The organism is Amycolatopsis sp. NPDC104819 (assembly GCF_055583145.1).
This window is the reverse complement of the sequence record NZ_JBVJON010000020.1, coordinates 54,460-68,311: the sequence shown is the minus strand read 5'-3', so window position 1 is coordinate 68,311 and position 13,852 is coordinate 54,460. Positions and strand designations below refer to the sequence as shown.

Sequence of the window (13,852 nt, the reverse complement as noted above, 5' to 3'; positions counted from 1 at the left end):
GCTCCTCCAGCGCCGGCCGGCCCGGGCGGGTGCGGTGATCGCCGCCCGGTGGCCGCCGCGCTCGTGTGACCACGGGCGGTCTCACGGCCCCAGAAGCCGGGGAACCACTGGCAGTCAGGCGACCGACCAGGCCTTGAACCCGCCTAGGGCGTGTCCTGTAAGTGATCTAGCTGCGGTCCGGTTGGATTGCGCACGTGGTTGGTCGCGGTGAGTTGACGGACAAGGCGTGGGCGGTGATCGAGCCGCTGCTGCCACCGCAGCAAGGCGGCGGCCGGAGGTGGCGGGATCACCGCCAAGTCATCAACGCGATCTTGTGGAAGCTGCGCACCGGTGCTCCGCGGCGGGACCTGCCTGATCGCTACGGTCCCTGGAAGACCGCGCATGAACGGCTGCGGCTGTGGACCAAAGACGGCACCTGGAACAAGATCCTCGACCGGGTGATCGTCAAAGACGACGCCGTCGGCGACCTCGAATGGACCATCTCAGTCGACTCGAGCGTGGTGCGAGCACATCAACACTCGGCTGGCGCCCGGAAAAAAGGGGATGCAGCGACGGAGTCGAAGCCCTCGCCGTCGGCGGGGAAGGGCTCGGGCGGTCCCGCGGCGGGCTGAGCACAAAGATCCACCTGGCCGTCGACGGCCGTGGCCTGCCGATGCGGTTCCTGATCACCGCAGGCCAAGCGGGAGACAACCCGCAGCTGGTTCCGTTGCTGGATGGCATTCGTGTCGCCCGCCTTGGGGCCGGGCGTCCGCGGCGCCGGCCGGAGACGGTGATCGCGGACAAGGCGTATTCGCATCCCTCGACCCGTCAGGCGATGCAAGACCGGCGGATCACGTTCGTCAGCCCGGAACGCGCTGACCAGATCGCCTGCCGCGCGGCCAAAGGCTCCCGCGGCGGGCGACCACCGACCGCTGCCATCGTGACGTCCTTCTCTTTCGAGGAACCGCGGCAGCCCTGGCCGGGGCGACCCACCGAAACCGCAGCAGGACGAAAGCGGAGGCGAACACGGGAACCGCCACGTCACAAACTCCACCTTGGCCGACCTGAGCCGCCGGTTCACCGACGACGTAATCCGGTGCCGCCGGAGAGAAAACCTGCCAAGCAAAGATCTTTCCGGCGCAGCGGACGTCGGCGCCGGCTCGCGATCAGCCGACGATGTCGATTTCGAACGCTTCCGCCGCGCTGTACTCGAGATCGGCCTACACCGCTCCCGGCAGCTCGAACCGGCGGTGCGACAGCAACCGGTCGTCGTAGTGCGGGTTGTTCTTGGGGTTGTGGCCCAGTCCGGTCCGGTCCGAGCCCCACGCGAAGATGTTGCCGACCCACATCGGCTTCGAAACTCCGTCGGCGTTGAGCCTCGGCCGGACGACTACGGCGGCGCCGGTGCTGCCGGACAGGTTGAGCCGGACGGAGTGCTGGCCGGCGTCGGGTGGGGTGACCGTGATGCGTTCCATGAGCTCGACTCCGGTTTCGGTGGACGGGGATGACGGCGAGTCGACGCCCGGCCAGTATTCGGCGACGACGGAGATGTCGATGCCGGGCTCGACGTCCAGCAGGTACTGCGCGGCGATCGCGCCGGCGGGGATCTCGGGTTTGCCGGTGGCCGTGGCGATCCAGTAGAGCGGCGGTTCGACGTCCTGCGCGGCGAACGCGGCCTTGACCTTGGGCCAGGTCGACCGGTTGCAGTAGATGACCGGGTACGCAAAACCCGACCGTCGTCGCATGACCGCCCAGCCGGGCGCCTCCTCCGGTGTGGCGTCCCCCGGTTCGACGTCGAGGACGTGCCCGTCGTTCGTCGAGGCCTTCTTGACGATCCGGACCTTCACCGCGTCCGGGAAGAGCGCCCAGTCCGCAGCACTCCACGGCGCGAGCTTGATCCGGTCGACGTACCCGGCGAACATGGCCGGGCGCCGGTCCTTCTCGAGGATGTTCCGCGCGGTGAGCGCGTCGTACATGGTGCGCATGACTTTCCTTCCGGGCGAGCGCGACCGGTTACTTGAGCCCGTCGGTGTCGAAGATCCGCGGGACCGCTCCACGGCATCGGGATCCGTGCCGAACGGGGTGCCCGTGTCGGGGTCGTTCTCCAGCTGCGAGGCGTCGTACACCATGGCGCTCGGCGGCGGCGACTTCCAGCGGCGAAGGCCGGGTCCCCATTCGCGGACGAGGTTGTGGGGGACGCCGAGGTGCTTGTGCCACAGGTTGATCCGCAACGCCATGGCGAACTGGTCCGGCCCTTCCCGGACGAAGCCACGTTCGCCGATGCCCGCGACGATCTCGGAGTCGAAGGTGAAGCTGCGGTCCGTGCAGTTGGCCGAGCCGGTGATCGTGTAGGTGTCGTCGAAGATCCACGTCTTGGAATGGACGTACTCACCCGAGAACGGGCGGCGGTTCGGGTCCGGGCACGGCTTGAGCGCGTACATGCTCCACCGGGTCCGGCTCGGGTCCGCGGCGAGCAGGTCCCGCCGGTACTCGTTGCGGTAGATACGCAGCTGCGGGAACTCCTCGTTGGCGATCGCGTCGGAGTTGCACAGCAGGATCAGCAGGTGCCGGAACCCGTCCTCCTGCACCTTCTTGACCAGTTCCTCCCGGATGATGCGGCTGGACAGGTACTGGTCCTCGAGGTAGATGGTGCGGCTCGCCTTGCGGATGCCGTCCAGGACCATGTCCAGGGCGCTGTGTTCGCCGGAAGGGGCGAACGCGTAGACGTCCTGACGGCTGAACTTGCGCATCTCCGCGTAGGTGCGGCCGATCAGCACGAGCCGCTGCGGGGGCTTGGCGCCGGGCGGCAGGGTGCAGCTGGGCACGTCGGCCGCCACCGGCGGTGTCGCGGGGAAGGCGAACCGGAACGGGACGAGCGGATCGGCCCGGAACTTGGCGGTTTCCAGCGCGGGTGCGTCGGGGTGGTCGGTCCAGCGTTCCCGGAACGTGCGCAGGACCTGGGCCGCGGCCGGCCCGGTGATGCGGACGTGGACGTCGTGCAGCGGCTCGGTGCCCTGGTTGGACAGCCGTGTGTTGTTCAGGTCCATGCCGCCGAGGAAGGCGATGGTGCCCGCCTCGCCGACCACGACGACCATCTTCTGGTGGTGGACGCCGATGCACAGGGACGTGCCGTCGGTGCGCTGGGGACCCGGGAGCCTCGCGTCCGCGATCGCGGCGCCGTTCGGCAGGCCGTTGACGAAGTCCACCCACGGTTTGTTGTCGGGGATCGGCGGCTTGACGAAGGGTGGTTTCCACGTCATGGTGCGGATCTGGGCGGGTGACGCGGCGAGCAGGTCGCTGAGCAGGTAGCGCGACGACGTCGGCGGGTCCGGACGGTCGAGCAGCCAGGTGTCGGTGGCCAGCCACCAGCCGGTGACGTAGATCCGGTGTTCGGGGCTCGTCGCGGTCTTGATCGCCGCCGCGATGTCGTTGAAGCAGCAGCGGCCGTAGGTGTAGCCGATCACCTGCCCGCTCGTCGGCGGGAAGTGGGCGCCCGCCCGGGCCGGGCCCCGCTGGGGGCCCGGCTCCGGCCGGGGCAGCTTGGCCAGCTCCGCGGCGTCGCGGGCGCAGTCGAGCGTCGGCTTTGCCTGCGGTGCGGCGGGTTTGGCCGGCGGCGTCGTCCGCGGCGGGACCGGCTTGGCCGGCGGCGGGATCCGGGGCACGGGGTCCACGGTCAGACCTGCTGGCCGGTCTTGGGGTCGTACTTGACTTCGACGACGGCGACCTGGTCGGTCGGCAGGACCTCGATCCACTGGTCGAAGACCTCGTACCCCTCTTCGCTCTCGGCCTTGAAACCCTTGTCCAGCGGGTCGAACCCCTTTTCGTAGACCATGTCGGGGCGCAGGTAGTTGAGCGTGACGCCGGGCTCGAGCTTTTCGCTGACCACTTCCTGACCGGCCGTGTGCTTGGCCAGCACCGTCACGGCGACGTAGCGCAGGACGTCCCGGATGGTCAGCTCCGCGGGCTCGAGGTCGTGGTAGCGGGTCACCAGTTCCGGGTCCGGCCAGGGGTACTCGCGCAGCCGGTCGAGGATCTTGCCGCTCTCGCCCGGCGACGCGGGCTGGTACAGGTCGTCCAGGCCCGCCGCGTCCTCGATGCTGGGGTCGGACAGCCAGTTCAGCGCGGCGAGCTCCCGGCCGGGCCGGATCGGGATGACGGCCTTGACCCAAGGTGCGTTGAGAAAGGCGTTGCGCTGCTGGTCGCCGTCGAGCTGCAGGACCCAGCCGAGCGAGCTGCCCAGCCGGGCGGGTGCGGAGTCGCCGGTGATGAAGTAGTTGTCCGGGCGCTGCGCGTCCTCGGCGTTGGACCAGCCGATCGTGTACTCGTCCAGCCCGGTCGGGCTGGTGCGGACGATGCGGTCGACGGCGACCTTCAGCGACGGATCCGGGGTGGCCGTCCCACCCGGGGTCTCGAGCTTCGGGTTGCCCAGCCGGTCCAGCTCCGGCGCGAAGGTCGGGTGCGCCTGGTGCAGCCGCGGCCGCCACCACTCCGGAGCGACGAAGTAGAGCATCGCGTCGACGTCGAAGATCGAGTTGATCAGCTCGGCCAGCTTGTGCATCATCACCGGCTGGGTCGGCGCCCGGCCGTCGACCTGCATCAGCTGTTCGAGGAGCCGGCGGTAGACGACGACGCGTTCCTCTTCGCGGAGCACGTCGTAGTCCCGGATCTGCACCTTGCTGGCCGCGGCCACGCGGTCCTGCGCCGCCTTCAGGTACGCCTCGCGCTGCTTCTGGTCCAGCTCCAGGTCACGCTTGCCCGCCAGGAGCTTGTTCTGCTCGGCGATCTGCTTGCGTTTCTCTTCGGTCGGGCGGTAGGTCACCGGCACGGTGAACGCGAAGAGCTCGTTCTTCTCGCCGTGCGACTCGTACAGGAAGACCGACAACGCGGGCTTCTTCGGCTCCGGGACGCCCTCGGGCGCGTCCGCCTTCGCGCGGTCGAGCTTGAACTTCACCGCCGCGACTTCCTTGGTCCAGCTGGGTTCACCGACCCGGGCCGGCTCGTACCCGTCGCGCGGGCTCAGCTCGACGTCGACGATCCAGAAGCCGGTCCCGCCGCCACCGACCGGCCGGACGTACCCGTTGAACGGGTAGCCGAACATGACCTTGACGTCTTCGGTGTACTCCTCGGGCGGGGGCAGCTCGTTGGCGGGCGCCACCGCGCTCGCGTCCGGCGGGGCGGCCAGGTGCACCAGCTTGGCCAGGCCCAGCGCCGCGCCGGGGTCGTCGACGAAGGACTGCCAGCACAGCTGGGTGCCCAGGTCCTGGACCTGCACGCCGACCCGCCGCATCTTGCGGCGCAGCTCGTAGTTGATCAGCTTGTCGGTGGTGTTCGCCAGCACGTACCGGCGGCTGGAGACGTCCGTGGTTTCGGTGACCGTGCGGAACGTGGTCTTGAAGCTGCGTTTGATCTCGGTGCTGAGGCGCTCGCTCTGCTGGCGCATCTGCTTGTGCGTCTGTTCCCGTGCCTGCTTCTGGGTGTCGTTCATGTCCATGGTGGCGGTCTCGTTGGCGTCACCCCACACCCAGCGCTGGTTGGACGACACGGAGAAGCCCAGCTTGGTGCTGTGCTCGTTCTCCTCCTTGATCGCCGTCGACACCTCGTCCTCGAGCTTGGTCTCGCTCTCCCGGCGCTCGGTGATCTCCTGGCTCTCCTCGACGGTGCGCTCGACCAGGCTGCGCCGCGTCTGCGACTCGATCAGCTCGACCGAGCCGCCCGGGCTGAGCCAGACGTGCTGGACGGGCGGGCCGAGGAACGTGTCGAACTCGAAGAAGTATTGGCGGAACAGGTGCACGATCCCCACCGGCGAGAGGCTGACCCGGTTGAGCGCCTCGCCGCGGCTCAGGTGCTCCAACGGGTCCAGTAACCGTTGCAGGCCACGGAACTGGCGGGTGTCGACGACGTCCTGCCGGGGCGGGGAGAACAGGTCGGCGAGGGTGGGCACGAGGTTCTGCTCGGCGAGGTAGTTGAGGAGGCCGGCGACCATCGACTCCTTGGCGCCCATCGTCTCGACCAGCGTCCGGAACTTCGCGGGGTCCGTTTCCACGGTGCCGGCCCGCCGGAACACCTCGGGGGCGACTTGGGCGCCGAGCAGCGTGTCCAGGTTCTCGCGTTTCAGCATCGGCAGCCAGGTCGCGGGATCGCGCAGGTCCTTCTCGGCGATCTGCACCTGGATGAGGTCGGCCAGGATCGACGTGATCAGCGGGCTGTACGGCCTGGTCGCCGGCGTGCCACCGGTCTTCACCAGCACCGAGTCGCCGGCCGCGACCGCGTCGGTCAGGTGGATGCCGCCCGGCACGTACGTGGCCTGGGGCTGCACGGCCTGGGACACCGTGGCCAGCAGTGCGTCGTCGGCGCGCTGGAGGCCGTCGAGGAACCGCGCGACGGTGCGCTGGGAGCGCCATCCCAGCAGCGGCTGGATCAGGCCGAAGGACTCGCTCGCGTACGGCAGGGTGCCCGCGAACTCCGTCAACGGCCGGCCCGTCGTCACCCGGCGGCGCATCGACGGCCCGGCCAGCGTCTGCGCGGGCGCGACCGGCCCGCCGGGCGTGAGGGCGAACGGCAGCACGGTCCACGGCCGGCCGGTGCCGCTCGCGCCGACGAGCAGCAGCTCGCGGTCGGCCTGGGCCGCCGGGGCGATGAACGAGATCGTCTGGGTGTTGCTCGAAGAAGTGATGGTCTTGCCCGCGTACTGGCGGCTGGTGCCGTCGTCGTGCTCGAGGAACGCGGTGGCGAGCGCGGGCACGCCCGGGTACCGGCGCGGGTCCTGCACGTCGACGTCGGCGGGCAACGCGAGGGCGATCCGCTGCCCGTTGCCGATGTCGGACGAGGGTGAGGCCACCACCGTGTAGGTCCAGATCTGGTAGTAAGCATCGGGATCGGCCGGGTTCAGCGGATTTCGCCCGGTGAAGGTCACAGTCAGCGCCACGGCGGTTCACCCCTCGCTCGGTGCCTGAACGGCACAATCGATCTTCTTGCCGTGCAGGCATCGAGCGAAAGGCACACGAGGTTCGGCGAAGGGGCGCTGTCGGTTGCGCTTCAGGGCAGCCGGTCGGCTGAGACGCGTCTGCACGGGACGTCCGAAAAGGACGATCCTCGAAGCGGAGCAGGAAAGTTGCTCTCCAAGCCTGGCGAAAGATCACGGTCGAGCTACCCGGTGATCAGCTGTCCAAAGCCGAGGAAAGGATCTCGGACGCCATGACATCCAGCAAACCAAAAAACGCAGCTGACCTGGGTCAGCTGCGTTCGGGTGGATCTACTACCGAGTACCCCCGATGGGATTCGAACCCACGCTACCGGCGTGAGAGGCCGGCGTCCTAGGCCGCTAGACGACGGGGGCTTAGGATCTTTCCCTGGTTTCCCAGGGGCTTTTCTGTTTTTCTTACCGGAGAGAACTTACCAGAGGCGATTTCTCGACCTGCAGGGGGGTCACTCTCCGCAGCTGGGGTACCAGGACTCGAACCTAGACTAACTGGACCAGAACCAGTCGTGCTGCCAATTACACCATACCCCAGTGAGGTACCCTGCCGACCTGAAGAACCGGTCCGGCTCAGCACCGCACGAGAAGAAATACTAGAGCACCCCGTTCCGGACCGTGAAGGCGGGGGTCCCACTGACCCGCTGCGCCGGGACGCCGATCGTCGCGTACTCCGAAACCAGCAGCTCAGGCAGCTCGGCGAGACCACTGACCGTGTGGACGCCCTCGGGGGCCCGCTCGCCGATGCCGTCGCGGTCGAGCCAGACCGCTCCCAGGCCCGCGTCGCGGGCGCCGATCGCGTCGGTGTCGAGCTTGTCGCCCACGTGGACGGCCTGGGCGGGAGGACAGCCCAGGCCGAGGCACACCGTGTGGAACATCACCGGATCGGGTTTTGCCACGCCGAGCTCGCCGGCGATGGCGACGTGGTCGAAGTACGGGGCGAGGCCGAGGTCCGCGATCTTCTTGCGCTGGTGCACCCCGGACGCGTTGGTCACGGCGGCGAGCAGCAGGCCCGCGGCGCGGAGCCAGTCGAGGCACTCGAGGACGTCGTCGAACAGCTGCCACGAGTGGTCGAGCAGCTCTCTTCGGCGACGCTCGAAGGAGCTCACCTGCTCGGCGTCGGCGAGGATTCCCAGCTCCCCCAGGAAGCAGTCGGTGCGGCGCTGGTGCATCGTCGCGTAGTCGATCTCACCCGCGACGACCAGCGCGACGTGCTCTTCGGTGATCAGGTCCCACAGCGGCCACAGGTCACCCCGGCCGGTGAGGATGTGGAGGACGCGGCGGATCGCGGCGGTGCAGTCGATCAAGGTGTCGTCGATGTCCAGGCACACCAGCCGGAGCTCGGGCGGCGCCCAGGGCTCGGACGCCGCCGCGGCGGGGGAGGTTCGCGAAGGGGTCCGGGGTGCCAGGGCGAAATCCACCCAGTGAGGCTAGGGCAACCGCAGCGTTCGCGACGCTGCCAAAGAGGTGATTGCCGGTGGCCCGTTCCGGCGCACCGGCTCTACTCCCAGTTGGCGAACCGTCCTCTGTTGGTTATCCAGCGAACCTTATTCAGCCGTCGGCCGGCGCCAAGTCGCGGCAGGCAGGCGGCTTGCGGTCCGTGGCGCCGTCCTAACCAGAATAAGGTTCGACCAGTGCACGCCGAAGACGTCCCAGTGAGACATCACGGCCGAGCAGCTCCATCGATTCGTACAGCGGCGGCGAAACGGTCCGCCCGGTGATCGCGACGCGGACCGGCGCGAAAGCCTTGCGGGGCTTGAGACCCAGACCGTCCACAAGGGCGTCCTTGAGCGCCTGCTCGATGGCCGCGGTCTCCCACGACGGCAGCGCTTCGAGGGCCGCGATCGCCGCCGCGAGCACCGGCTGCGCGGCTTCGCCGAGGTTCTTGGCCGCGGCGTCCTCCTCCGGCGCGAACTCGTCTTCCGCAACAAAGAGGAAGCGCACCATCGGAACCGCGTCCGACAGCACCGTGACGCGTTCCTGCACCAGCGGCGCGATCGCGCTCAACCGGGCCGCCTGCTCCTCGCTCGGCGGTTCCGGAAGGACACCGGCCGTGACGAGATAAGGCGTGACGCGCTTCACGAACTCCGCCGCCGGCAAGGCCCGCACGTGGGTTCCGTTGATGGCTTCGGCCTTCTTGACGTCGAAGCGGGCCGGGTTGGCGCTGACCTTCGTGACGTCGAAGGCGGCGACCATCTCTTCGACGCTGAAGACGTCGCGGTCGTCCGCGATGGACCAGCCCAGCAGCGCCAGGTAGTTGAGCAGGCCCTCACGGGTGAACCCGCGGTCGCGGTAGTTGAAGAGGTTCGAAGAAGGGTCGCGTTTGGACAGTTTCTTGTTGCCCTCGCCCATCACGTACGGCAGGTGGCCGAACTGCGGCGTGAACTCGGCGACGCCGACACGCTCCAACGCGGCGTAGAGCGCCAGCTGGCGGGGCGTCGAGGGCAGCAGGTCCTCACCACGCAGCACGTGCGTGATCTTCATCAGCGCGTCGTCGACCGGGTTGGTCAGCGTGTACAGCGGCTCGCCGTTGGCGCGCACCAGCACCGGGTCCGGGATGGTGCCCGCCGGGAAGCTGATGTCGCCGCGGACCAGGTCGGTCCACGCCAGGTCGGCGTCCGGCATGAGCAGCCGCAGCACCGGCGCGCGCCCCTCGGCGCGGTAGGCCGCGCGCTGCTCGTCGGTGAGGTCGCGGTCGAAGTTGTCGTAGCCGAGCTTCGGGTCCAGGCCGGCCGCCTTGCGCCGCGCCTCGACCTCTTCGTTCGTCGAGAACGCTTCGTACAGCTCCCCCGCTTCGAGCAGCTTCGCGGCGACGTCGGCGTAGATCGCGCGGCGCTCGCTCTGGCGGTACGGGCCGTAGGGGCCACCGACCTCGGGGCCTTCGTCCCAATCGATGCCGAGCCAGCGCAGCCCGTCGAGCAGCTGCTCGTAGGACTCCTGCGAGTCGCGCGCGGCGTCGGTGTCTTCGATCCGGAACACCAGCTGACCCTGGTTGTGCCGGGCGAAGGCCCAGTTGAACAGCGCCGTGCGGATCAACCCGACGTGCGGGGTGCCGGTCGGCGAAGGACAGAAGCGCGCGCGAACCACCGATGTCTCACTCATAGCCCGATCAGCGTATCCGCCCTCATATCGCTTGACGCCGGGGACCGGCCGGGTGCATCCTCAGCTTATTCAACAAGTGATGAATAGATGGGGAGATGATCGAAATGGAGCGCACGGGGTGCGTCGTCATCGGAGGCGGGCCGGCCGGGATGGTCACGGGCCTGCTGCTGGCCCGGGCGGGTGTCGAGGTGACGGTGCTGGAGAAGCACGCCGACTTCCTGCGGGACTTCCGCGGCGACACGGTGCACCCGTCGACGCTGACCCTGCTCGACGAGCTGGGCCTCGGCGAGAAGTTCCACGCGCTGCCGCACAGCGAGCTGCGCGCGGCGGGTTTCCCGGAGGAGGACGGCACGCTGATGAAGCTGGCCGACTTCACCCGGCTGAAGGTCCCCCACCCGTACATCGCGATGGTGCCGCAGTGGGACTTCCTCGACCTGCTCGCCGAGAGCGCGCGCAAGGAGCCGACGTTCGTCCAGCGCATGGAGACCGAGTGCACCGGCCTGGTCCGCGAACACGGCCGCGTCGCCGGAGTCACCTACCGCACGAGCGCCGGGGAGACCGGGGAAATCCGCGCCGACCTGGTGATCGCCGCCGACGGCCGCTGGTCGCTGGCCCGGCGCGAGGCCGGCTTGACGCCGCGCGAGTACGACTGCCCGTTCGACGTCTGGTGGTTCCGGCTCTCGCGGGGCGAAGGGGAGGAAGGCGGCATGCTGCTGCCGAAGATGCGTGACCGCCGCTTCGCCGTGCCGCTCCCCCGGCCCGACTTCTACCAGGTCGCCTACCTCGCACCGAAGGGCGAGGACCTGCGGAAACAGGGCATCGAGGCGTTCCGCGAGAACGTGACGCAGATCTGCCCGGAGTTCGGCGACCGCGTGCACGAGCTCGAGACGATGGACGACGTCAAGTTCCTCGACGTGCGGCTCAACCTGCTGCGCGCATGGCACGTCGACGGGCTGCTCTGCATCGGCGACGCGGCCCACGCGATGTCGCCGATCGGCGGCGTCGGCATCAACCTGGCGGTGCAGGACGCGGTCGCGACGGCGACGCTGCTGGCCGAGCCGCTGCGCCGGGGCCGGCCGACGCCGGCCGCGCTGGCGAAGGTGCGCGCCCGGCGCCTCGCGCCGACGCTGCTGGTGCAGGGGCTGCAGCGCCTGATGCACCGGACCGTGGTGCGCGGCGTGATGAGCGGCAAGCGCAACGGCCCGCCAGCGCCGATGATCAAGGCGTTCGCGCGGTTCCCGCGGCTGTCGTACGTCCCGGCCCGGCTCCTCGGCCTCGGGCTGCGGCCGGAGCACGCCCCGGCGTTCGCCCGGCGGCCGATGGAGCCGGTGTCGAGGGGCTAGACGTTCTCGACCGGGTTGGTCAGGGTGCCGATGCCGTCGATGGTGATCGAGACGCTCTGACCGCCCTCGATCGGGCCGACGCCCTCGGGCGTGCCGGTGAGGATGACGTCGCCGGGCAGGAGCGTCATGACGCCGGAGACGAACTCGACCAGCTCGGGGATCTTGTGGACGAGGTCGGACGTGCGGCCGTCCTGCTTGAGCTCGCCGTCCACCTCCGAGCGCAGCGCCAGGTCGGAGGCGTCGAGCGACGTCTCGATCCACGGGCCGAGCGGGCAGAACGTGTCGAAGCCCTTGGCGCGGCCCCACTGGCCGTCGGACTTCTGCAGGTCGCGGGCGCTCACGTCGTTCGCGACCGTGTAGCCGAGGATCACGCTCGCCGCGCGGGCGGCGGGCACGTTCTTCACCGGCTGGCCGATGACGATGGCCAGCTCGCCCTCGAAGTCCACGCGTCCGACGTTCGAGGGACGGCGGATCGGCGCGTTCGGGCCGACGACCGTGGTGGACGGCTTGAGGAACAGCATCGGGGCGCTGGGCACCTCGTTGCCGAACTCGGCCGCGTGCTTGGCGTAGTTGCGGCCGACGGCGATCACCTTGGACGGCAGGATCGGCGCGAGCAGCCGGACGTCGGCCAGCGGCCACCGCTTGCCGGTGAAGTTGGGGTTGCCGAACGGGTGCTCGGCGATCTCCAGGACCTGGGCGTCGTCACCGTCCCCTTCGACCGAAGCGAACGCGACACCACCGGGATGAGCAATACGGGCTAGGCGCACGCCGTAAGTCTACGTGCGCCTCACCCGTGACTCAGGCCACGGTCGTGCTCTTGTGGACGAGCGCGTCGCAGAGGGCCAGCCAGCTGGCCTCGACGATGTTCCCGTGCACGCCGACGGTGGTCCACTCGCGTTCGCCGTCGGTGCTCTCGACCAGCACGCGCGTCACCGCGTCGGTGCCGGGGTGACCCTGGAGGATGCGCACCTTGTAGTCGGCGAGCTCCACACTGTCCAACCAGGACAGGTGCGGGGAAAGCGCCTTCCGCAATGCGGCGTCGAGCGCGTGCACCGGGCCGATTCCCTCGGCGGTCGCGATGACGCGCTGGCCGCCGACGTGCACCTTGACCGTCGCCTCGGCCATGACCTCGCCGTCCGGGCGGTGGTCGAGCACCACCCGGTAGGACTCGAGCTCGAACGGCGCCTCGGCCGGAACGTCGGCCTCGGCGCGCAGCAGGAGTTCGAGGGAGGCGTCGGCGGCCTCGAAGGACCACCCCTCCGATTCGAGGCGCTTGACCTTCGTGATGGCGCTCGTCAGCGCCTCGGGCCGGCCGGCAAGGTCGACCCCGAGCTCACGTCCCTTGAGCTCGAGGCTGGCCCTGCCGGCCATCTCGGTGACCAGTACCCGCATGTCGTTGCCGACGGAAGACGGATCGATGTGGTTGTACAGCAACGGATCCACCTTGATCGCGCTCGCGTGCAGTCCCGCCTTGTGAGCGAAAGCCGACGCCCCTACGTAGGCCTGGTGGGTGTAGGGGGCGAGGTTGGCGATTTCGGCAAGGGCATGGGAGACCCGGGTGAGCTCGGCGGTCCCTCCGGTCGGGAGGACCTCCATCCCGAGCTTGGTCACCAGGTTTCCCGTCACGGCGAAGAGGTCGGCGTTGCCGGCCCGCTCCCCGTAACCGTTGGCGGTGCACTGGACGTGCGTCACGCCGGCCTGCACTGCGGCGACGGAGTTCGCCACGGCGCAGGAAGTGTCGTCCTGACAGTGGATCCCGAGCCGGAATCCGGTCTTTTCCTTGATGTCCCGCACAGTCTCGGCGAGGCCGAGCGGCAGCTGCCCGCCGTTGGTGTCGCAGAGGACGAGGACGTCGGCGCCCGCGTGTGCGGCGGCGTCGAGGACCTTGAGCGAGGTTTCGGGGGAATGCGCGTAGCCGTCGAAGAAGTGCTCGGCGTCGAGGAAGACGCGACGGCCTTCCTTGACGAGGAAGGCGACCGTGTCGCGGACCATCGCACAGGCCTCGTCGACGTCGACGCGGAGAGCGCGTTCGATGTGGCGCAGATCGGACTTCGCGACGAGGGTGATGACGGGAGCTTCGCTGTCGAGCAGCGCCCGCACCTGCGGATCGACGTCGGCCGTGGTGCCGGCCTTGCGGGTCGCGCCGAACGCGACGAGCGCCGCGTGGTTCAGCTTCAGCTCGCCCTTCGCGGCGCGGGCGAAGAACTCCGTGTCCTTGGGCAGCGCCCCCGGCCAGCCGCCCTCGATGAACCCGACGCCCAGCTCGTCCAGCAGCCGCGCGACGGCCAGCTTGTCCTGGACGGAGTAGGAGATGCCCTCACGCTGCGCACCGTCGCGCAGGGTCGTGTCGTAGAGGTGGAAGGCATCGCCGAGCGGGGTATCGGCGGGCTCCTGGCGGGTCACGGTCTTCTCCTAGCGAGTTCGGGCGTTTCGGGGCAACAAAAAAACCTCCCGC

General features: G+C 69.2%; 8 protein-coding genes, 2 tRNA genes and 1 pseudogene. 3 read left to right on the top strand and 8 right to left on the bottom strand.

Translation table 11 applies throughout. The features are described from left to right. The first annotated feature begins 194 nt into the window (after positions 1 to 194). A complete protein-coding gene (locus ACZ63E_RS42405; protein ID WP_465341974.1) occupies positions 195 to 611 on the top strand; it encodes an IS5 family transposase in 417 nt (138 codons plus the stop codon). Next, positions 608 to 805 (top strand): annotated as a pseudogene (locus tag ACZ63E_RS42400) (transposase); the annotation flags it as partial. The gene ACZ63E_RS42405 and the pseudogene ACZ63E_RS42400, both read left to right, overlap by 4 nt. 394 nt (positions 806 to 1,199) lie before the next feature. Here the strand turns inward: ACZ63E_RS42400 and ACZ63E_RS42395 are convergent. The 6 genes from ACZ63E_RS42395 to gltX all read right to left on the bottom strand — a co-directional run bounded on the left by ACZ63E_RS42395 (position 1,200) and on the right by gltX (position 10,054). Further along, a complete protein-coding gene (locus ACZ63E_RS42395) occupies positions 1,200 to 3,650 on the bottom strand; it encodes a phospholipase D-like domain-containing protein (RefSeq protein ID WP_465341973.1) in 2,451 nt (816 codons plus the stop codon). A 2-nt stretch (positions 3,651 to 3,652) separates the two neighbouring features. Beyond that, on the bottom strand, positions 3,653 to 6,904 hold the full coding sequence (locus ACZ63E_RS42390; protein ID WP_465341972.1) for a hypothetical protein: 3,252 nt from the start codon (positions 6,902 to 6,904) through the stop codon (positions 3,653 to 3,655). Between the two features lie 338 nt (positions 6,905 to 7,242). After that, positions 7,243 to 7,315: transfer RNA gene (locus ACZ63E_RS42385), tRNA-Glu, on the bottom strand. A gap of 102 nt (positions 7,316 to 7,417) precedes the next feature. Then, positions 7,418 to 7,489: transfer RNA gene (locus ACZ63E_RS42380), tRNA-Gln, on the bottom strand. 59 nt (positions 7,490 to 7,548) lie between these two features. Continuing rightward, entirely contained in the window at positions 7,549 to 8,283 is a 735-nt protein-coding gene (locus ACZ63E_RS42375; protein ID WP_465342014.1) for an HAD family hydrolase, read from the bottom strand. Between the two features lie 280 nt (positions 8,284 to 8,563). Then, complete coding sequence (gene gltX / locus ACZ63E_RS42370; RefSeq protein WP_465341971.1) at positions 8,564 to 10,054, bottom strand: glutamate--tRNA ligase; 1,491 nt, start codon at positions 10,052 to 10,054, stop codon at positions 8,564 to 8,566. 95 nt (positions 10,055 to 10,149) lie between these two features. Between gltX and ACZ63E_RS42365 the strand changes: the two genes are divergently transcribed. Next, the gene (locus tag ACZ63E_RS42365) at positions 10,150 to 11,397 is read left to right on the top strand and encodes an FAD-dependent oxidoreductase (RefSeq protein ID WP_465341970.1); all 1,248 of its coding nucleotides are present in this window, start codon (positions 10,150 to 10,152) and stop codon (positions 11,395 to 11,397) included. Here ACZ63E_RS42365 and ACZ63E_RS42360 read toward each other — a convergent pair. Beyond that, the gene (locus tag ACZ63E_RS42360; protein ID WP_465341969.1) at positions 11,394 to 12,164 is read right to left on the bottom strand and encodes a fumarylacetoacetate hydrolase family protein; all 771 of its coding nucleotides are present in this window, start codon (positions 12,162 to 12,164) and stop codon (positions 11,394 to 11,396) included. The genes ACZ63E_RS42365 and ACZ63E_RS42360 overlap by 4 nt on opposite strands. A gap of 31 nt (positions 12,165 to 12,195) precedes the next feature. Continuing rightward, complete coding sequence (gene cimA, locus ACZ63E_RS42355; protein WP_465341968.1) at positions 12,196 to 13,800, bottom strand: citramalate synthase; 1,605 nt, start codon at positions 13,798 to 13,800, stop codon at positions 12,196 to 12,198. Positions 13,801 to 13,852 lie beyond the last annotated feature (52 nt).

What these genes read in the sequence shown, in the direction of transcription:
- ACZ63E_RS42365 (WP_465341970.1), top strand. Translation starts at nt 10,150, where the DNA reads ATGATCGAAATGGAGCGCACGGGGTGCGTCGTCATCGGAGGCGGGCCG.
- gltX (WP_465341971.1), bottom strand. Translation starts at nt 10,054, where the DNA reads ATGAGTGAGACATCGGTGGTTCGCGCGCGCTTCTGTCCTTCGCCGACC.